This window comes from Micromonospora sp. DT62, from assembly GCF_049847285.1.
GTDB lineage: Bacteria > Actinomycetota > Actinomycetes > Mycobacteriales > Micromonosporaceae > Micromonospora > Micromonospora reichwaldensis.
In genome coordinates this window covers 1-18141 of record NZ_JBNCOB010000027.1, presented here as the reverse complement: position 1 = coordinate 18141, position 18141 = coordinate 1, and the positions used below count along the sequence as shown (strand labels likewise).

The following is an 18141-nucleotide window of genomic DNA, read 5'->3' as shown; positions in this document are numbered from 1 at the left end:
ACCTGTGCGATTCCTTTCCTCCCTCACCCGGGCCGCCGCCCTCGGCGTGGCCGCCGTCCTCGCCGCCACCGCCCTGACCGCCTGCGGCGACGACGCGGCCGGCGCGGCCGACAACCCGTACGGCCTGCTCCAGCCGGGCGTGCTGCGTGCCGGCACGCTCACCGACGCCCCGCCGAACGTCTACCTCAAGGACGGCAGGTTCACCGGCTTCGACAACGACCTGCTCACCGCGGTCGCGGGGAAGGTCGGCCTGAAGGTGGAGTTCGTCGGCACGGACTTCTCCGCCCTGCTCTCCCAGGTCAACAACCGCAAGTTCGACGTCGGCAGCTCCTCGATCACGATCACGGAGGCGCGCAAGAAGACCGTCGACTTCGGCAACGGCTACGACTTCGGCCACTTCGGACTCGACGTGCCGGCCGGCTCGTCGATCACCGGCTTCGACCAGCTCGCCGGCAAGCGGGTCGTGGTCGTGCAGGGCACCGTCCAGGACGACTACGCCACCGGCGAGGGGCTCGACCCGGTCCGGGTGCCCGACTACAACGGCGCGATCAACCAGCTCAAGGCCGGCACGGCCGACGCCTGGATCGCCCCCGCCGAGATCGGCGACAAGTCGGCCGCCGACAGCGCCGGCAAGATCACCGTGGCGGCCAAGCTGCTCAGCCCGGCCCCGACGGCGTACGCGTTCGCCAAGGGCAACGACAAGCTGCGCGAGGCGCTCGACAAGGGCCTCGACGAGGTGATCGCGGACGGCACGTGGAGCCGCCTGCAGGCCCAGTACTACCCGGGCCGCCCGATCCCGGCCGACTTCACGCCGGGCAGCGGCACGGTCGCGGTGCCGTCGGCGTCGGCCACCTCCTGAGACGTACGGACGACGAGCGAGCGGGGCGGTAGGAGCGACGATGGATCCGTTGAGCACCCTGTGGGAGACCTTCTTCGACTGGGACTCCATGCGCGAGGCGCTGCCCGAGATGCTGACGGTGGGGCTGCCCAACACGCTGATCCTGGCGATCTCCGCCGCCCTGCTCGGCTCGGTGCTGGGCATGGCGCTGGCCGTCGCGGGCATCTCGCGTACCCGATGGTTGCGGTGGCCGGCGCGGGTCTACACCGACGTGTTCCGCGGCCTGCCCGCCGCGGCGACGATCCTGCTCATCGGCGTCGGCCTGGCGCCGCTGGGCATGCAGGTGTGGGGGCCCAACCCGTATCCCCTGGGCATCCTGGCGCTGTCGCTGATCGCGGCGGCCTACATCGGCGAGATCTTCCGCTCCGGCATCCAGTCGGTGGAGGCCGCCCAGTTGGAGGGGGCCCGGGCGCTGGGCCTGTCCTGGGGCGAGGCGATGCGCCTGGTGATCGTGCCGCAGGGGATCCGGCGGGTGCTGCCGGCCTGGGTGAACCAGCTGATCGCGCTCATCAAGGACTCCAGCCTGGTCTACTTCCTCGGCCTGCTGGCCAGCCAGCGGGAGCTGTTCCGGATCGGGCAGGACTACGCGGCGAACACCGGCAACCAGTCGGCGCTGCTGCTGGCCGGGCTGTTCTACCTGACGCTGACGGTTCCGCTGACGCACGCCGTCAACTGGATCGACCGGCGACTGCGGCACGGCCGGCAGGCCACCGCGCCCGGTGACGGCGACGACGACCTCGACCTGGCGCTGCCGGGCGCGGCGGGAGGGAACCAGCGATGAGTATCGACACGACGACCTCGGTGAGCCTGAGCGTCCGCGACGTGCACCTGGCCTTCGGGGCGCACCGGGTGCTGCGTGGGGTGGACCTGGACGTGGCGCGCGGGGCGACGGCCTGCGTGATCGGCCCGTCCGGGTCGGGCAAGTCCACCCTGCTGCGCACGATCAACCGGCTGATCGAGCCCGACCGCGGCGACGTGCTGCTGGACGGGCGCAGCGTGCTGGGCGACGACCCGGACGCCCTGCGGCAGCGGATCGGCATGGTCTTCCAGCAGTTCAACCTCTTCCCGCACATGAGCGTGCTGCGCAACGTCACCCTCGCGCTGCGCCGCATCCGCAAGCTCGGTGAGGACGAGGCGGTGGCCGTCGCCCGCGAGCACCTGGAGCTGGTGGGGCTGGCGGCCAAGGCCGACGCCCGTCCCGCGCACCTGTCCGGCGGGCAGCAGCAGCGGGTCGCGATCGCCCGCGCGCTGGCGTTGCGCCCGCAGGTGATGCTCTTCGACGAGGCCACCTCCGCCCTGGACCCGGAGCTGGTCAAGGGCGTGCTCGGGCTGATGGCCGAGCTGTCCGCCGGGGGCATGACGATGGTGGTGGTCACCCACGAGATGGGGTTCGCCCGCGAGGTCGCCGACACCGTGGCGTTCATGGACCGCGGCGTGGTGCTGGAGGCCGGCGAGCCGGCCGCGATCTTCGAGCGGGCCGCGCATCCCCGGCTGCGCCGCTTCCTCTCCCAGGTGCTCTAGCGCCCGGCCGACGCTTGGCAATATCCTCCACTGCACACGCGACGCCTGGAGTTCCTTTTCATGGGGCCGCCCCCGCCCCCACCTCCGGCCGCAGAGGAGAGACGCCATGCACGTCGAGAATTCCGCACTGGACCGCCGAACCCTGCTGCGGGCCGGCCTCGGCGCCGCCACGGTCGCGGTCGTCGGCAGCCAACTCGCCCTCCCCGGCGCCGCGCAGGCGGACCCCGGCACCGACCTGGACTGGATCTACAGCTGCGACGAGTGGGGCGCGCGCCCGCCGGCGGACCCGCTGGCGGTCAGCGCCATCCCCACCAACAAGATCATCGTGCACCACATGGCGTTCCCGAACGTCACCGACTACTCCGAGGCGCAGGCGGTCAAGCTGGCCCGCGACTGCCAGAACCTGCACATGGACGGCAACGGCTGGTCCGACACCGGCCAGCACTTCACGATCAGCCGCGGCGGGTACGTCATGGAGGGACGCCGGGGCAGCCTGGAGCGGTTGCAGGCCGGCGACCGGCAGATGATCTCGGCGCACTGCCCGGGCGAGAACGGCCGGGCCATCGGCATCGAGAACGAGGGCACGTACGTCACCGAGACCCCGCCGGAGGCGCTGCTGGACTCGCTGGTCACGCTCTGCGCGACCATCTGCCGGCGGTACGGGCTGCACGCCCACGACATCTTCGGCCACTGGGACTTCCGTACCACCCTGTGCCCCGGGGCCGCCTTCTACGGGCAGTTCCCCGCCCTGCGCCGCCGGGTCTTCGAGGCCCTCGGCACCGACCTCGCCGACGTGCCGGCCCGCCGCTGGCCGGACCTGTGGCGCTTCGTCGGCTCCCCCAGCGTCCGGGTGGTGCAGTACCTGCTGGCCCACCGCGGCTACACCGTGCCGGTCAACAGCGTCTTCGACGCCGCCACCGTCGCCGCGGTGCAGGACTGGCAGTACCGCAACGGCATCGCGGTCGACGTCGACGCCACCCTCACCACGCCCACCTGGGAGACCCTGGTGCCGGAGCTGGGCGCCCACGCCAGCGGCGCGCCTGTCACCGCCGCGCAGTTCCTGCTCAACTACCGGGGCTACCCCGAGGTTGCCGTCACCGGCGAGTACGACCACGCGACCAGGACGGCCGTCAAGGACGTCCAGCGTCTGCACCGCCTCCCCGCGCACGGCAAGCTCGACCTCGACACCTGGTGCGCGGTCGTCGGCGGCGTCGTACGCCGGTCGTTCCGGGGCTGAACACCGTCCGCCGGTCCGTGGGAGCGACCCGCCCCGCGGGCCGGCGAAACGCGGTCGCACCTCACCCCCGCCAGGCTCCTGATCTGCGACGATGGGTCCGTCGCGACCGGAGGAGGGTGCTGTGGCGTCTCGACTCAACCCGTACTTCAGCTTCCCGGGCAACGCGCGGGAGGCAATGGAGTTCTACCAGCGCGTGTTCGGCGGTTCGCTGTCGACGAGCACCTTCGGCGCGATGGGCACCGACGATCCCGCGCTGGCCGACAAGATCATGCACGCGATGCTGGAGACCGACCGGGGCTTCACCCTGATGGGCTCGGACACCGCGCCGGGGATGGCGCACGACCCCGGCAACAACGTCGCCGTGAGCCTCAGCGGCGACGACGCCGACGACCTGCGCGGCTACTGGGGCAAGCTCACCGAGGGTGGCACGGTGACCGTGCCGCTGGAGAAGCAGATGTGGGGCGACGAGTTCGGCATGTGCGTCGACCGCTACGGCATCGGCTGGATGGTGAACATCGGCCAGCCGCAGGGCTGACGAGGTGTAGTGGCGGTGTGGGCGGGTAGGGACCGCTGTCCGGCGGGCCCGGGCGGCACCCCACCGGTGCGCCCCGGCCCGCAGCCGCCGGCCAGAGGGGTGCACCCGATGCTGTCGCCGCTCGCGCACCCCGCCCGCCCCGCCCGGTGCGCCCGCCCGAGCGCGCCCCGGCCGCGATGACCCGGGTCCGGAACCTGCGCGTCCGCCCGGACCTGCTCTACGTGGCGAGCGGCTGGAGCACCCTGGTGACCGACGTGCGCGGCCGGATCACCGGCGCCGACCCGCAGGGCTTCTTCGCCCGCAACACCCGGGTGCTCAGCACCGAACGCCTCAGCGTGGACGGCCGCGAGCCGGTCCCGTTCAGCACGGCCAACGTGGCGGGGCACGCCCAGCTCTCGTACGCCGCCCTCGGCGACGGCGACACGCTGCCCTCCCACGCGGCCTACCTGCTGGTGGAGCGCTTCGTCGGCGCGGGGCTGCGGACCCGGCTGACCGTGGTCAGCTACGCGGCCGTGCCGCTGGACCTGCGGCTGCGGATCCACCTCGCCGCCGACTTCGCCGACACCAGCGAGGCCGAGACCGGCCGCCGGGTGCAGTCCGGCACGGTCGACGCGAGCTGGGACGACCGGGACCGGGAGCTCCGCCTGACCTACCGGTGCGACGGCCTCGACCGGGCGGTGGCGATCGGCGTACGGGCGGACACGCCCGTCCGGTACGCCGACGCCGACGCCGCCCTGACGGTCGACCTCGCGGTGCCGCCCCGGGGGTCCCGCCGGGTGGAACTCCTCGTCGAACCCGTCTTCGACGGGCAGCGCCTCGCCGCGCCGCCGCCGACCTTCGCCGAGCCGGACGACGCGGCCGCGCGCGCCCGCGGCACCCTGGCCCGCGAACTCGCCCGGCTCGCCAGCAGCAACTTCGACGTCACCGCCGCCTGGCGGTGCGCGGTCGACGACCTGGCCGTGCTGCCACTGGGAGAACCGGACGGGCCGACGGCGCCCATGGCCGGCCTGCCCATCTACCAGGAGATCTTCGGCCGCGACACGATGACCGCCTCGTGGCAGTCCCTGCTCGCCGGGCCGACCATGCTGGCGGACAGCCTGCGGCTCAACGCCCACCACCTCGGCCGGCGCATCGACGACTGGCGCGACGAGGAACCCGGCAAGCCGTTGCACGAGGCCCGGCGGGGCCCGGTGTCCGCGCTCGGGATCGACCCGTTCGACGGCTACTACGGCGACTGGTCGACCGCGCCGGACTTCCTGGTCTTCCTCGGCCAGTACCTGGCCTGGACCGGGGACCTCGACACGGTACGGGACCTGCTGCCGACCGCGCGGCGCGTGCTGGGCTGGATCGACCGCTTCGGCGACCTCGACCGGGACGGCTTCCTCGAATACCACCGCCGGTCCCCCGCCGGCCTGAAGAACCAGGGGTGGAAGGACTCGGACACCGCCATCGTCGACGAGCACGGCGAGGTGGTGCCGAACCCGATCGCGACCAGCGAGTTGCAGGCGTACTGGTACGCCGCGCTGCGGCACGCCGGGGTGGTGTTCGCCGCGACCGGCCACCCCGCGTACGGCGCCGGGCTCATCCGCCGGGCCGCCGCCCTGCGGCGCCGTTTCCACCGGGCCTACTGGATGCCCGACCGGGGCTGCCACGCGCTGGCGCTGGGGCCGGACAAGCGGCAGGTGCGCTCGGTCAACTCCAACGACGGCCACCTGCTGGCCACCGGGATCGTGCCCGCCCGCATCGCGCCCCTGGTCGCCGACCGGCTGCTCGCCCCCGACATGTTCAGCGGCTGGGGGGTGCGCACCCTGTCCTCGGCGCACCCGGCGTACGACCCGTTCAGCTACCACCGGGGCAGCGTCTGGCCGGTCGAGGCGGGCACGATCGGCCTGGGGCTGGCCCGGTACGGCTGCTGGGAGCACCTGCACCGGCTCGCGGAGGGGATGTTCTCCGCGGCGGCGCTCTTCACGGAACACCGCCTGCCGGAGGTGCTCAGCGGACTGCCCCGCGACGCCGCCCATCCGCACCCGGGCGTCTACCCGGACTCCTGCTCCCCGCAGGCCTGGTCCGCCAGCGCGGTCGTCGCGCTGATCCAGGCGCTGCTGGCGCTGCGCCCGGCCGCGCCGCTGCGGACGATCTTCGTCGACCCGCACCTGCCGGAGTGGCTGCCGGACCTCACGCTGGAGGGCGTGCGGGTGGGCGGGCGCACCGTCGACCTGACCGTACGACGCGGGCGCGGCGGGCGCACGTCCCTGCGCGTCCGGGGCGACCGGATCGCGGTGGTCCGCCGGCCCACGCTCCAGGCCTCGGCGACCCGCCGCCGGTCCTGACCGGCCGGCCCGGGCCGGTCCGCGCAGCGCGGAAGCGGCGTACGCAGCCGTCAGGGCTAGGATCCGGTGGTGGGCGATCAAGGGCTCATCCAGGACAACGAACGGTTGCGCCGCATCGAGGCCGTGACCGACGCGACGCTGTCCCGCCTCGACGCGGCCGACCTCTTCGACGAGCTCCTCGACCGCGTCCGGGACCTGCTCGACGTCGACACGGCGGCCATCCTGATGCTGGACACGCACTCCCAGCAGCTCGTGGCCACCGCGGCCAAAGGGCTGGAGGAGGAGGTCCGGCAGGGGTTCCGCATCTCCGTGGGCCGCGGGTTCGCCGGCCGGATCGCCCTGACCCGACGGCCGGTGGTCGTCGAGGAGGTCACCCCCGACGTCGTGGTCAACCCGGTCCTGCTGTCGATGGGGCTGCGGTCGCTGCTCGGCGTGCCGATGTTCGCCAGGGGCGAGCTGATCGGCGTACTGCACGTCGGCACGCTGAGCCACCGCCGGTTCACCACCGACGACGTACGCCTGCTGGAGCTGGTCGCCGACCGGGCCAGCCTGGCCAACCTCGCCCGGTCCAACAACCTCGACCACAACGCCGCCCTCGCCCTGCAACGCAGCCTGCTGCCCACCCAGCTGCCCTGCCTGCCGGGCCTGGACATGGCCGCCCGGTACGTGCCCGGGCACGTCGCCGGAATCGGCGGCGACTGGTACGACGTGTTCGTCCTACCCTCGGGCTGGCTGGGCCTGGTCATCGGCGACGTGTCGGGCCACGGCCTGCAGTCGGCCGTGGTCATGGGGCGCGTCCGCAGCGCGCTGCGCGCGTACGCGCTGGTCTGCGACGACCCGGCGGAGGCGTTGACGCTCCTCGACCGCAAGGTCAGCCACTTCGAGGCCGGAAACCTCACCACTGCGCTCTACGCCATGGTCTCCCCCGACCGGACCCGCATCCGGCTCTCCGCCGCCGGGCACCTGCGCCCCGTCCTCGCCGTGCCGGGCCAGCCGGGCGCGCCCGTCCCGGTCCACGCCGATCCCCCGCTCGGCACGGGTCGCCGGCCACCGCCCCGGCAGCAGGCGGAGGTGGAATTCCCGCCGGGCGCGGCGCTCGTCTGCTTCACCGACGGTCTCGTCGAACGCCGCCACGAGGTCATCGACGTCGGCCTCGATCAGCTCGCCGACGTGGTCCGGCCGGCACCGGCCGAGGAGGTCTGCGCCACGGTCATGGCCGCCCTCGGCACCGAGCAGCCGACCGACGACATCGCCATGCTGGTCGTCCACCGGCTCCTGACCCCGAACTGATCCGTCGGGCCGCCCTGCGCGCCCCGGAACGCAGTCCGGACGGGCGACGCCGGCCGCGTGGTGGCCGGCCCGTTTGGCGGAGGGCGATCGCGGAAAGAGTGGCGGGCATGAAGTGGGCAAGCCGAGCCGTACCCGCCGCCGTCGCCGCCGTCGCGGCCCTCGCCGCGCGTGACCTGATCCAGCGCGACCACGCGTTGCTGCGTACCTTCCCGGTCCTCGGCCGGGCCCGGTACCTGCTGGAGTCCATCGGGCCGGAGCTGCGCCAGTACATCGTCGCGGGCAACAACGAGGAGCGGCCGTTCACCCGCGACCAGCGCCGCTGGGTGTACGCGTCGGCGAAGCAGCAGAACAACTACTTCGGCTTCGGCACCGACAACGACATCGAGTTCACGCCCGGATATCCGATCATCAAGCACCGCACCTTCGGCCGGGCCGTCCCGCCGTCGACGCCGGGCGCCGGACACGACGTGCGGCTGCCGTGCGCCAAGGTGCTCGGCGCCGCGCGGGGCCGCGCCCACGCGTTCCGGCCCGAGTCGGTGGTGAACATCTCCGGGATGAGCTTCGGCTCGTTGTCCGGCAACGCCGTCGAGGCCCTCAACCGGGGCGCCGCCCTGGCCGGCTGCCTGCAGAACACCGGCGAGGGCGGGCTGTCGCCGTACCACCGCAAGGGCGGCGACCTGGTCTTCCAGATCGGCACCGCGTACTTCGGCTGCCGCGACGAACGCGGCCGGTTCAGCCTGGACCGGCTCAGGGACCTGGTCGCCGGCGCGCCGGTACGGGCACTGGAGATCAAGCTCAGCCAGGGCGCCAAGCCCAGCCTCGGCGGCCTGCTGCCGGCGGCCAAGGTCTCCGCGGAGATCGCGGCGACCCGGGGCATCCCGCAGGGGCGCGACTGCGTCAGCCCGTCGCGGCACGCCGAGTTCTCCGACTGCGACAGCCTGCTCGACTGGGTGGAACTGCTCGCCGCCGAGACGGGCCTGCCGGTCGGCATCAAGTCCGCGGTGGGCGACCTCGGCTTCTGGGAGGAGCTGACCACCCTGATGCGCGACACCGGGCGTGGGGTCGACTTCGTCACCGTCGACGGCGGCGAGGGCGGCACCGGCGCCGCGCCACTGATCTTCACGGACTCGGTGTCGCTGCCGTTCCAGCAGGGCTTCACCCGGGTCTACAAGATCTTCGCCGAGCGCGACCTGCACGAGCAGGTGGTGTTCGTGGGCGCCGGCAAGCTCGGCCTGCCCGACAACGCGGTGGTGGCGTTCGCGCTCGGCTGCGACATGGTCAACGTCGGCCGGGAGGCGATGCTGGCGATCGGCTGCATCCAGGCCCAGAAGTGCCACACCGACACCTGCCCCACCGGCGTGGCCACCCAGAACCAGTGGCTCGCCCGGGGCGTGGACCCGGGCTCGAAGTCGGTCCGCGCGGCCAACTACATCCGGACGCTGCGCCGCGACCTGGTCAAGGTCGCCGAGGCCTGCGGCGTCGAGCATCCAGGCCTCATCGACACCGACGCGATCGAGATCCTCGACGGCCGGACCGCCTCGCACCCCCTGCACGAGGTGTACGGCTACCGCCCCGAGTGGGGCCTGCCGTCCGCCTCCGACCGGGCGCAGATCGCCCGGCTGATGACGGCGGAGGCCCCGCAGGGCGGCACCGCCCCGCCCTCGCCGACCGCGATGACGTAGCTGATTGCGCGGACGAGAGGGACCCGCGCCCTACCGCCAGGTGGCGGCGTCGGGTCGATGTCGTGGGCACGTGCGCTGGCGTCGGTGCTCTGCCGGAGCCACGTGGCAAGGCCGGCGCGCATGCCGGCGTAGTGGGCAACTCGGCGACCTGGGTGCGCTGCGCGCGCAGTGCGCCGGGCACGTCTGCGGCCGAGGCGTCCAGGACGGCCCGAATCCTGTCCAGGCCGAGGCCGATGTCATCCCAGGGGTGCAGCGCGCGGACTGTCACGCCCAGACGCGTCGAGACCTGACTGACGGTCAGGCCATCGGCGTCAGTGGCATCAGGCATGCCCCTCATTGTCACCGCGCCCGACACCTGGTGGGGTGATCCCGATGGCTTCAAGGTTCCGCGCCTCCTGACTGGCCGGATCGAAGGGCTTCGCCGCGGTGAAGACGATCCGTGCGTTCTCGGGGGTGATCACCTCCACGTCGCGGGTGTTCCAGAACGTATCCCGTGGGCCGTCGACCGAGTCCGGGATCAACGCACGACATGCCTCGACAAGGGGATCGATCTGGCTTAGCACGCACGCGAAACTGAAGCTCACCGCCGGTGTCTGCGCCGGGACGCCCGCCGCCGAGACGAGGAGTACGTCCTGGAACGCCCACCGGCGCAGATGCACGAGGGTGCCGGGGATGCTGAACAGCTCGAAGAACCCGAGCCCGCGAATCCAGAAGTCCACCGACGCCGCCAGATCGCTCGTGGGGATCGACGCGAACGCGGGCATCCCATAGATGCCCCGGAACGGCTCCGGTGCCACCGCGTCCGGACCGGGGTCGGGCACGGGACTCATCTCGAAAGCGTCGTAGTAGTCACTCATGTGCCCCACCCTCCGGCCTCACGCGGCGTGAGGGTCAAACCGGTCGGTGAACCCGGCTCTATCGGGCGATCTGGTGTTCTCAAGCACCGCCTAGCATCGCCGGAATGTCGATCACTCCTCGTCGGTGCCGGGTCCTGATGCTCGCCGCGGCCGCCCTCTTCATCGTCGTCGCCCTCGGCGTGCGCGCAACAGCCGGCGGCGGCCTCGCACAGCACTGCGGTACCGCGCTGTACGCGTCCGTGGTCTGGGCCGGGGTGTTGTTCCTCCGGCCGCGTCTGTCGCCGCCGACTGCCGGCGCGATCGCGATCGCCCTCTGCTGGGCGGTCGAGGTGTCGCAGCTGACCGGGATACCGGCGGCGCTGTCGGCGCGCAGCCCGCTGGCGCGACTGGTGCTCGGGGCGCAGTTCGATCCGGTCGATCTCGCCTGGTACCCCGTCGGGGTGCTGCCGCTGGTGGCGGTGCACCGAATCGTCGCCATCCGCGCCCGACGCCGGCAGCCCTCGCGATGATCGGGTGGTGTCGATAATGGCGCGCACCACGTGCACCGTTCCACCTATCGTGGCCCGGTGCTGATCAGACGCGAGACCCCCGCCGACGTCGACGCGATCCGGGCGGTGCACCTGGCCGCCTTCGCCGACCCGGAGAAGCCGGACGCCGTACCCGTCGAGGCGGGGTTGGTGGACGCGCTGCGGGCGGACGACGGCTGGCTGCCGGCCCTCTCCCTCGTCGCGGCCGACGACGCCGGGCGGGTGGTCGGGCACGTGGTGTGCACCCGTGGCCGGGTCGCCGGGGAGCCGGTCGCGCTGGGGTTGGGTCCGCTCGGCGTGCTGCCGGCCTGGCAGCGGCGCGGGGTGGGCTCCGCGCTGATGCACGCGGTGCTCGGCGCGGCCGACGCGCGCGAGGAGGCCCTGGTGGTGCTGCTCGGGCACCCCGACTACTACCCACGCTTCGGGTTCCGCCCGGCGGTCGACCTCGGCGTCACCCCGCCGCAGCCGTGGGGGCCGCAATACTTCATGGCCCGCCCGCTGAGCGCGTGGCGGTCGTCGATCCGCGGCGGGTTCAGCTACGCCCGCCCGTTCGACGAGCTGTAGGCCGCCGCGCCCGCCGGTCGCGGCCACGGGCAGCTCCGGGGACACTAGCCCGGCCGCGTTCGGGCAGGTCAGTGCCGTCGCAGCGGGTCTGCGTGCGAACATGTGTTCGTGTCGCGAGAGGCCAGCATCCTGCACGCCGACCTGGACGCGTTCTACGCGTCGGTCGAGCAGCGGGACGATCCGCGCCTGCGCGGCCGGCCCGTGATCGTCGGCGGGGGCGTGGTCCTCGCGTGCAGCTACGAGGCGAAGGCCCGCGGCGTCCGCAGCGCGATGGGTGGCCGGCAGGCCCGGCGGCTCTGTCCCGAGGCGATCGTCGTGCCGCCGAGGATGGCGGCCTACACGGCGGCGAGCCGCGCGGTGTTCGAGATCTTCCGGCGGACCACCCCGATCGTCGAGGGGCTCTCCATCGACGAGGCGTTCCTCGACGTGGGCGGACTGCGCCGGCTGGTCGGCCCGCCCGCAGACATCGCCGCCCGGCTGCGCCGGGACGTACGCGAGGGGGTCGGCCTGCCGATCACGGTGGGCGTGGCCCGGACGAAGTTCCTCGCCAAGGTGGCCAGCGGCGTCGCGAAGCCCGACGGGCTGCTGGTCGTCCCGCCGGACGGGGAGCTGGCGTTCCTGCACCCGCTGCCGGTGGAGCGGTTGTGGGGCGTCGGGCCGGTGACCGCGACGAAGCTGCGCGAGCGGCGCATCCGTACGGTCGGGCAGGTCGCCCGTCTCGGCGAGGCGACCCTGGTCTCGCTGCTCGGCGCGGGCGCCGGTCGGCACCTGCACGCCCTGGCGCACAACCGCGACCCCCGGCCGGTGCAGGTCGGCCGCCGGCGCTCCTCGATGGGCGCGCAGCACGCCCTCGCCGCCGTTCCGCACTCCCCCGCCGAGCTGGAGGCGGTCCTCGCCGGCCTGGTCGACCGGGTGACCCGGCGGATGCGGGCGGCGACGCGGGCCGGCCGGACGGTGACGCTACGCCTGCGGTTCGGCGACTACACCCGCGCTACCCGCTCCCACACGGTGGCCAAGGCGACCGCCGACACGGCCCCGCTGCTCGCCGCGGCGCGTGCGCTGCTGCGGGCCGCGCTGCCCGAGATCGAGCGGCGGGGCGTGACCCTGCTCGGCGTGTCGGTCGGGAACCTGGACGACTCCCCCGTCCAGCCGCCGCTGCCGTTCGACCGCGATCCGGGGGCGGACCTGGACGCGGCCGTGGACGCGGTGCGCGACCGGTTCGGGTCGGGGGCGCTCACTCGGGCGGTGCTGCTCGGCCGGGACCCCGGTGTGGAGATGCCGCTGCTGCCGGACTGAACCGTCGTGCGGCGAGTCAGGACGGGGGCAGCGACGGCAGGACGCTCTCCTCGTGGTCCAGCTCCCGCTCCAGGATGCGCATGTCGGCGTCGGCGAGGCGACCCGCGTCCCGCCAGGCGAGCAGTTCGTCCCGCTCGGCGGCGATCATCTCCCGGCGTGCCAGCAGGGCCGCCCGGTAGCGGTCGTCCACCGGCAGCACCTGGTCCTCGACGTGGGAGAGCAGTGCCACCCGTTCGGTGTAGCGCTTGTGGCGGCCCTCGGCGGCCCGGCGCAACGGTGCGGCGACGTCGCGTACGCCCGGGTCGGCCTCGGCCAGGGCGGTCAGCCGGTCGAGGGCGGCCTGCACCGCCGCGGCGCGGGCCTCGTTGCGGGTCAGCGCCCGGCTGACGGCGCTGCCCGGCAGCCGCAGCCGGCGCAGCAGCGGGGCGAAGGTCAGGCCCTGACCGACGAGCGTGACCAGCACGACCAGGTACGCGCAGAACAGCAGCAGGTCCCGGGCGGGCGTGCTCGCGGGCAGCGTGAACGCCGCCGCGAGGGTGATGACGCCCCGGGTGCCCGCCCAGCTCAGCGCGAGCAACTCCCGACCGGACAACGGCGGGTTGTCGGGACGGGGGTCGCCGCCGAGGCGGGCGTGCATCCGGGCGGGCAGGTGCGCGGCGGCCAGCAGCCACAGCGGACGCACCAGCAGGACGATGCCGACGGTGACGGCCCCCGCCGCGACGACGGTGCCGAGGTCGTAGGCGGCCAGCCCGCGCACGACGGCGGGCAACTGCTGGCCGATGAGCAGGAACACGTAGCCCTCGAGGAGGTACTCCACCAGGTGCCAGACCGAACGGGTCTGCAGCCGTGCGCCGCTGGACTGCAGGGACGCGCTGCGGTGGCCCAGCCACAGGCCGGCCACGACGACCGCCAGGACGCCGGAGACGTGCAGGCTCTCGGCGGCCACGTAGGCGGCGAACGGGGTGCCCAGGGACAGGGCGTTGTCGGTCAGCGGATCGGAGGCCATCTTCCGCAGGTACGCGATGACCCACGCCACGGCCATGCCGACGGCCAGCCCACCGGCGGCGACGAACAGGAAGTCGCCCACGGCGTGCCCGACGGAGAACCTGCCGCCGATCGCCGTCGCCACGGCGACCTGCAGGATCGTCAGGGCGGTCGCGTCGTTGAGCAGCCCCTCACCCTCGACCAGTGTGGTCAGCCGGGGCGACATGCCGGCACGCCGGCCGATCGACAGCGCCGCCACCGGGTCCGGCGGGGAGACCGCCGCGCCCACCGCGATGGCGAAGCTCAGCGGGACGGCGGCCACCACCGCGTTGAGCCCGAAACCCACGGCGAGCGCCGTGACCAGGACGAGCGCCACCGACAGGCCGATCACGGTGCGGCCGTTGCGGCGCAGCGCGGTCAGGCTCGACTGCAGGGCAGCGCCGTAGAGCAGCGGGGGGATGACGAGGTAGAGCACGACCTCGGGATCGAGTTCCAGGTTCGGGCCGGGCAGGTAGCCGTAGCCGATCCCGGCGAGCACCAGCAGCACCGCCGCCGGCAGGTGGGTGCGACGGGCCAGGGCGTTGGTCAGGACGACCACGACCAGGCCGCCGAGGGCCAACGCCACCAGCTCGCCCATCCCGCCGGTCCCTCCCGCTGTCGGCCTCCGCCCCGGCCATCACCGTAACCGATCATGCGGGGGTGGCCGGCGCAGCGCGCCTCCCCTCGCCCGGGGCGGGAGCGACGGGCGGCGGGGGCCCGTCGCGCCCGGGCGGGGGCGACGGGGGTGCGCCGGGCGGGACCCCGACGCACCCCCGTTCGCGACCCGGTCGTCAGCGCCTCGGCGGTACGGCGGTGCCCTTGCGGTAGTTGCGGCCGTTGCCGTCGGGGCGGTGTCGGTGGATTGGGTCATCCTCAGCGCACAAAGTGATCTGTCAATCACCGTCGATATCCCGCCCGCGCCGCCGGTCGACCTGCGGGCCGCCCTGAGTAGGTGTGCTCACGCCCCGCCCGGAGACCACCCACATACTTACCCGAGCTAGTTGGACAAGATCGCCGGGAGAAGGCCACAGGCATGACGAAGCAGCACCGACCGACGTCTCCGATCACCGCGCTCGTCCTGGTGCTGTGCACCCCGGTGGCCGCCTGGTGGCTCATCGGGGACCTGACCGGCGACGAGGCCCGACGGCTCGCCGCCGAGGGCGTCGAGTTGGACTACGCGATCCGGCCGGTCAGCCTCGGTACGGCGGGAGACCGGATCGTCGGCGTGCTGGCGTGCGTCGGCGTCGCCCTCACGCTCGCCTGGTTGATCCGGGCCACCGCACGCCGCCGTCTCGATCGCCGGTGGTGGTGGGTGCTGGCGCCGCTCGTCGCAGCCGGCGTCCTCCTCGGCCTCGCCTGGCGGGTGCTGACCGCCGGCGGGATCGGCGCCAACATCGGAGCGGGGCTCATGGTCATCGCGGGTGGACCGGCCCTGGCGGTCCTGCTGATCGTCGCCGCAGTCGCGGCGCTGCGGATGCGCCGGAACCGGCCGCCGCGAGCCCCGCACCACGCCGAGTGACGACCGGCCCGCCGGGGAGAATGGCCCAGAGCCCGCCCCCACCGCCGGGTGTCGATCCCCGCGTCCGCCCGGAACGTCAGCCCGGGGCGTCACCGGGCGCCGTTCTCGCCGCAGGTGTCGCCGTGGTGGCCTCGTGCCTGTGCCTGTTGGGCCTGTTCGTCCACACCTACGGCGGCCACGACCGTCCTGGACTGATCGACAGCCCCGAGGTGGCCGAGGTCGCGGAGCGCGCCTGCACCACCATGCGGGCCGCCGTGGTGGTGCGGGCCGCACCACCACGTGCCGCGACGAAGGCCAAGGTGCGCGCGATCCGGCAGCAGAACGCGGCGGTGGTCGCCATGGTGGCAGAGGTACGGCGCCTGGGGAGCGCCAGACTGCGCGACGATCGTCCGGCCGCCGACTGGCTGTCGGACTGGGAGACCCTGGTCGACAGCCGGGAACGCCATGCCGCAGCGCTGTCCGCCGGTCGCGAGCCCCACTTCGTCGTTCCGGTCGTCGACGGGGTCGCGATCACCGACCGCATGAACGCGACCGGCCTGGCCTGCCAGGTGCCACCACACCTGTTGGACCTGCGGTAGCGCCGGGAACCACTGACGCGGTGGACGGCTACGTCGGCAACGGCAGCCCGCCGGCCCCTCTCGGCAGGGCTGCTCGGTGAGCTGGCTCACCCGGCCCCCGGCCTGCGCGCCCTCCGGCGCCCTGTTGCGCAGCCTGGAAGGGGTGCCGAGGTTTCGCCGGCAGGCAGACTGGAGAAGGTGAAGATCACACCTGCGCTCAAGGGGGATCAACTCGTGTCCGACACCACCGCCCGGTCCGACCGTCAGGCAGACCGTCCCGCCGAGGTGACCGACCCGCTGCTGTGGAAGCTCGCCCTCGACGTGGCCGACGCCCACGAGCCGGACGGGGACGGTGGTTGCCGCAACCTGCTCTGCGCGGGCCAGGCCTGGCCCTGCCCGGCCTGGAACAACGCCCAGCGCGCCCTGCGCATGGCCCGCACCGACTCCGGACAGCCGTCGCCGCACGCGACACGGCCGACTGGCGGCCAGGGCCGCCCCGACCGTTCAGCGCCCGGGCTGGCGCAGCGCATCCGGCCGAACGACCCGCGGGCCGCGTCGGCGGCCTAGTGCGCTGACCACGAACGTTCACCGGGTTGGCACGCCGCGGAGGCCCCTGCGCCAAGGCCGCCTGAGTTCACACTCGGTCAGCCTTCGTCGGCGCACTTGCTTGCGCGGTATGCCTGGGCCGTCGGTCGGCGATGTCCCCGCTGACCACCACCAGGAGGCCGGGCGCTGGCCACGAGCGGGCGCAATGTAGCGCTCATGCTTCGCGGGCGAACTCCATGTCCATCCAGTCCACCCAGGTTGCGCCGTCGGGCGAGCGCTCCCACTTCGCGGCCATCGTCTTGCCGCCCGAGTCGATGGTTAGCGTCGCGCGCATCGTGTCCCCGGTGAACGTCCAGACACCGGCCTCGTCGACGCTTGCCCGCATCTCGCCGTATCCGCCCTGGTCGTCGAACGCCCGCATCCGCAGCCGGCCGCCGTCGGTCGGGTCCGGGTCGCCGATCATCTCGATCACCTGCACTCGGTCCTCGCCCATCTGAACGTCGACGTAGTGCACCAGGAACCCGCCGCCCGGGAGCCACTCGTAGGCGTCGGTGCCGGCGATCTGCACGCCGTCCACCGTGCCGCCGCTGGATCGCCACCGTCCGACCAGGGGCTCCAGCCGTTCCATCACCGAATCACACTCCCGTCTTCGCGTAAGCTCGTAGGCACAAGCTAACATCGAAAGGGGTGCGGATGGACGAGGTGTTCGTTGCCGTGGCCGACCCCACCCGCCGTGGGATCCTTCTTCTCACCCGCGACCGCGAGGTCGCAGCCGGCGAGATCGCCGCGCAGTTCCCGGTGATCAGCCGGCCAGCCGTCTCGCAGCACCTGCGTGTCCTGGTCCACGCCGGCCTGCTCCACGTGCGACGCGACGGAAGCCGCCGCCTCTACCGGCTGCGGGCCGAAGGCTTCGCCGAGGCCGCTGGCTTCCTTGACGCCATGTGGGCGGCCCGGCTCGACCAACTCAAGCGAGAAGTGGAGCAGGAACACCAGGGATGATTGAGCACACCATCAAGATCGAAGCCCCGCCCGAGGTGGTCTGGCGCTTCTTCACCGATCCGGCGCGCATGGCCCGCTGGCTCGGTCCGGCCGATCTCGACCCGGTGCCGGGCGGCGAACTGATGTTCCAGCTTCCCGACGGTCCACGGCCCGTTGTACGCGGCCGCTTCATCGAGCTTCGGCCATACGAGAAGATCGTCTTTACATTTGGCTGGGATCCGACGCCCGGCGTGCCCGATCTGCCGTCCGGCTCCTCCCAGGTCGAGGTGACCCTGTCGGCGCAGGCCGGCGGCACCCTGCTGACCCTGCACCACACCAACGTGCCGCCCGATCTCGTCGTAAACACTCACACCGGCTGGGCCGGCTTCCTCGGTAATCTCGAAGCTGAAGCCGCGAACGCATAGCGGGCTGTCCATGAACGGTCACCGGGTCTCATCGGTCAGGCGGCTTTGATGCGAGGTCGGCCCCAGCGGTGTTGGCGTTCGCTGCGGACTCGGGCGCGTTCGCGGCGTTGAGCTGCCAGGACGTCGGGGTGGCGGGCGTTGGCGTTGCGCCAGCTCAGGTATTTCTGCAGCTCACGGGCCAGCACGGTGCGGTTCGGGTGGTTCGAGCCGGCCATCGTAAAGGTGCGCAGTGGCCCGAACTGGGCCTCGATCGGGTTGGCTCACGACGTGGACAGCCCACTAGGGCCTGTGTCGAAGTCGGTTACAGCCACTCGTTGATCGCGGCGATGTGCACGGTGGCTTCGTAGCGGACGGCG

19 protein-coding genes and 1 pseudogene are annotated in these 18141 nt (G+C 73.1%); 16 read left to right on the top strand and 4 right to left on the bottom strand.

Going from position 1 to position 18141, the window contains the following annotated elements; genetic code table 11:
• The first annotated feature begins 4 nt into the window (after positions 1 to 4).
• The 8 genes from ACPXCB_RS26370 to ACPXCB_RS26335 all read left to right on the top strand — a co-directional run bounded on the left by ACPXCB_RS26370 (position 5) and on the right by ACPXCB_RS26335 (position 9493).
• Positions 5 to 859, top strand: a complete 855-nt coding sequence (locus tag ACPXCB_RS26370; protein ID WP_425878371.1) for an ABC transporter substrate-binding protein — start codon at positions 5 to 7, stop codon at positions 857 to 859.
• 40 nt (positions 860 to 899) lie between these two features.
• Positions 900 to 1679: an amino acid ABC transporter permease gene (locus tag ACPXCB_RS26365; RefSeq protein ID WP_425878369.1), complete on the top strand. Its 780-nt coding sequence runs from the start codon at positions 900 to 902 to the stop codon at positions 1677 to 1679.
• A 2-nt stretch (positions 1680 to 1681) separates the two neighbouring features.
• The gene (locus ACPXCB_RS26360; protein WP_425878486.1) at positions 1682 to 2419 is read left to right on the top strand and encodes an amino acid ABC transporter ATP-binding protein; all 738 of its coding nucleotides are present in this window, start codon (positions 1682 to 1684) and stop codon (positions 2417 to 2419) included.
• Positions 2420 to 2525: 106 nt separating this feature from the next.
• A complete protein-coding gene (locus tag ACPXCB_RS26355) occupies positions 2526 to 3656 on the top strand; it encodes a peptidoglycan recognition protein family protein (RefSeq protein ID WP_425878367.1) in 1131 nt (376 codons plus the stop codon).
• A 121-nt stretch (positions 3657 to 3777) separates the two neighbouring features.
• Positions 3778 to 4191: a VOC family protein gene (locus ACPXCB_RS26350; RefSeq protein ID WP_425878366.1), complete on the top strand. Its 414-nt coding sequence runs from the start codon at positions 3778 to 3780 to the stop codon at positions 4189 to 4191.
• Positions 4192 to 4367: 176 nt separating this feature from the next.
• Complete coding sequence (locus ACPXCB_RS26345) at positions 4368 to 6521, top strand: glycogen debranching N-terminal domain-containing protein (RefSeq protein ID WP_425878364.1); 2154 nt, start codon at positions 4368 to 4370, stop codon at positions 6519 to 6521.
• Positions 6522 to 6590: 69 nt separating this feature from the next.
• Complete coding sequence (locus tag ACPXCB_RS26340) at positions 6591 to 7811, top strand: PP2C family protein-serine/threonine phosphatase (RefSeq protein ID WP_425878363.1); 1221 nt, start codon at positions 6591 to 6593, stop codon at positions 7809 to 7811.
• A gap of 107 nt (positions 7812 to 7918) precedes the next feature.
• Positions 7919 to 9493 (top strand): glutamate synthase-related protein, encoded by a 1575-nt coding sequence (locus ACPXCB_RS26335; protein ID WP_425878361.1) that lies wholly within the window; start codon positions 7919 to 7921, stop codon positions 9491 to 9493.
• 320 nt (positions 9494 to 9813) lie between these two features.
• Here the strand turns inward: ACPXCB_RS26335 and ACPXCB_RS26330 are convergent, their stop codons facing one another.
• Positions 9814 to 10350: a hypothetical protein gene (locus tag ACPXCB_RS26330; RefSeq protein ID WP_425878359.1), complete on the bottom strand. Its 537-nt coding sequence runs from the start codon at positions 10348 to 10350 to the stop codon at positions 9814 to 9816.
• 104 nt (positions 10351 to 10454) lie between these two features.
• Between ACPXCB_RS26330 and ACPXCB_RS26325 the strand changes: the two genes are divergently transcribed.
• The 3 genes from ACPXCB_RS26325 to dinB all read left to right on the top strand — a co-directional run bounded on the left by ACPXCB_RS26325 (position 10455) and on the right by dinB (position 12737).
• Positions 10455 to 10859, top strand: coding sequence for a DUF2809 domain-containing protein (locus ACPXCB_RS26325; protein ID WP_425878357.1), 405 nt, complete (start codon positions 10455 to 10457; stop codon positions 10857 to 10859).
• Positions 10860 to 10916: 57 nt separating this feature from the next.
• Positions 10917 to 11441 carry a GNAT family N-acetyltransferase gene (locus ACPXCB_RS26320; RefSeq protein ID WP_393170604.1) on the top strand — a complete coding sequence of 175 codons (525 nt, stop codon included), beginning with the start codon at positions 10917 to 10919 and terminating at the stop codon, positions 11439 to 11441.
• A 108-nt stretch (positions 11442 to 11549) separates the two neighbouring features.
• A complete protein-coding gene (gene dinB, locus ACPXCB_RS26315; protein ID WP_425878355.1) occupies positions 11550 to 12737 on the top strand; it encodes a DNA polymerase IV in 1188 nt (395 codons plus the stop codon).
• A 16-nt stretch (positions 12738 to 12753) separates the two neighbouring features.
• On the opposite strand, the gene ACPXCB_RS26310 is transcribed toward dinB, so the two are convergent.
• A complete protein-coding gene (locus tag ACPXCB_RS26310) occupies positions 12754 to 14358 on the bottom strand; it encodes a Na+/H+ antiporter (RefSeq protein ID WP_425878353.1) in 1605 nt (534 codons plus the stop codon).
• 435 nt (positions 14359 to 14793) lie between these two features.
• Here ACPXCB_RS26310 and ACPXCB_RS26305 point away from each other — a divergent pair, with 435 nt between their 5' ends.
• From ACPXCB_RS26305 to ACPXCB_RS26295, 3 genes are all read left to right on the top strand, one after another.
• The gene (locus ACPXCB_RS26305) at positions 14794 to 15279 is read left to right on the top strand and encodes a hypothetical protein (RefSeq protein ID WP_425878351.1); all 486 of its coding nucleotides are present in this window, start codon (positions 14794 to 14796) and stop codon (positions 15277 to 15279) included.
• Positions 15280 to 15401: 122 nt separating this feature from the next.
• Entirely contained in the window at positions 15402 to 15857 is a 456-nt protein-coding gene (locus ACPXCB_RS26300) for a hypothetical protein (RefSeq protein ID WP_425878349.1), read from the top strand.
• A gap of 213 nt (positions 15858 to 16070) precedes the next feature.
• Positions 16071 to 16403, top strand: a complete 333-nt coding sequence (locus tag ACPXCB_RS26295; RefSeq protein WP_311413558.1) for a hypothetical protein — start codon at positions 16071 to 16073, stop codon at positions 16401 to 16403.
• A gap of 193 nt (positions 16404 to 16596) precedes the next feature.
• Here ACPXCB_RS26295 and ACPXCB_RS26290 read toward each other — a convergent pair whose 3' ends face one another.
• The gene (locus ACPXCB_RS26290) at positions 16597 to 17010 is read right to left on the bottom strand and encodes a hypothetical protein (RefSeq protein ID WP_425878347.1); all 414 of its coding nucleotides are present in this window, start codon (positions 17008 to 17010) and stop codon (positions 16597 to 16599) included.
• Between the two features lie 65 nt (positions 17011 to 17075).
• Here ACPXCB_RS26290 and ACPXCB_RS26285 point away from each other — a divergent pair, with 65 nt between their 5' ends.
• Both ACPXCB_RS26285 and ACPXCB_RS26280 read left to right on the top strand, forming a co-directional pair.
• Positions 17076 to 17381, top strand: coding sequence for an ArsR/SmtB family transcription factor (locus tag ACPXCB_RS26285; protein ID WP_425878345.1), 306 nt, complete (start codon positions 17076 to 17078; stop codon positions 17379 to 17381).
• Positions 17378 to 17785, top strand: coding sequence for an SRPBCC family protein (locus ACPXCB_RS26280; RefSeq protein ID WP_425878343.1), 408 nt, complete (start codon positions 17378 to 17380; stop codon positions 17783 to 17785). Before ACPXCB_RS26285 ends, ACPXCB_RS26280 begins: the two co-directional genes overlap by 4 nt.
• Positions 17786 to 17820: 35 nt before the next feature.
• Here the strand turns inward: ACPXCB_RS26280 and ACPXCB_RS26275 are convergent.
• Positions 17821 to 18045, bottom strand: a pseudogene (locus ACPXCB_RS26275) (IS630 family transposase); the annotation flags it as partial.
• Positions 18046 to 18141: the final 96 nt, after the last annotated feature.

Bases quoted from the DNA above. Each gene is read 5' to 3' on its own strand.
- ACPXCB_RS26310 (WP_425878353.1), bottom strand. From the start codon at position 14,358: ATGGGCGAGCTGGTGGCGTTGGCCCTCGGCGGCCTGGTCGTGGTCGTC.
- ACPXCB_RS26365 (WP_425878369.1), top strand. From the start codon at position 900: ATGGATCCGTTGAGCACCCTGTGGGAGACCTTCTTCGACTGGGACTCC.
- ACPXCB_RS26325 (WP_425878357.1), top strand. From the start codon at position 10,455: ATGTCGATCACTCCTCGTCGGTGCCGGGTCCTGATGCTCGCCGCGGCC.
- ACPXCB_RS26285 (WP_425878345.1), top strand. From the start codon at position 17,076: ATGGACGAGGTGTTCGTTGCCGTGGCCGACCCCACCCGCCGTGGGATC.
- ACPXCB_RS26330 (WP_425878359.1), bottom strand. From the start codon at position 10,350: ATGAGTGACTACTACGACGCTTTCGAGATGAGTCCCGTGCCCGACCCC.
- ACPXCB_RS26355 (WP_425878367.1), top strand. From the start codon at position 2,526: ATGCACGTCGAGAATTCCGCACTGGACCGCCGAACCCTGCTGCGGGCC.
- ACPXCB_RS26345 (WP_425878364.1), top strand. From the start codon at position 4,368: ATGACCCGGGTCCGGAACCTGCGCGTCCGCCCGGACCTGCTCTACGTG.
- ACPXCB_RS26290 (WP_425878347.1), bottom strand. From the start codon at position 17,010: ATGGAACGGCTGGAGCCCCTGGTCGGACGGTGGCGATCCAGCGGCGGC.
- ACPXCB_RS26335 (WP_425878361.1), top strand. From the start codon at position 7,919: ATGAAGTGGGCAAGCCGAGCCGTACCCGCCGCCGTCGCCGCCGTCGCG.
- ACPXCB_RS26280 (WP_425878343.1), top strand. From the start codon at position 17,378: ATGATTGAGCACACCATCAAGATCGAAGCCCCGCCCGAGGTGGTCTGG.
- ACPXCB_RS26305 (WP_425878351.1), top strand. From the start codon at position 14,794: ATGACGAAGCAGCACCGACCGACGTCTCCGATCACCGCGCTCGTCCTG.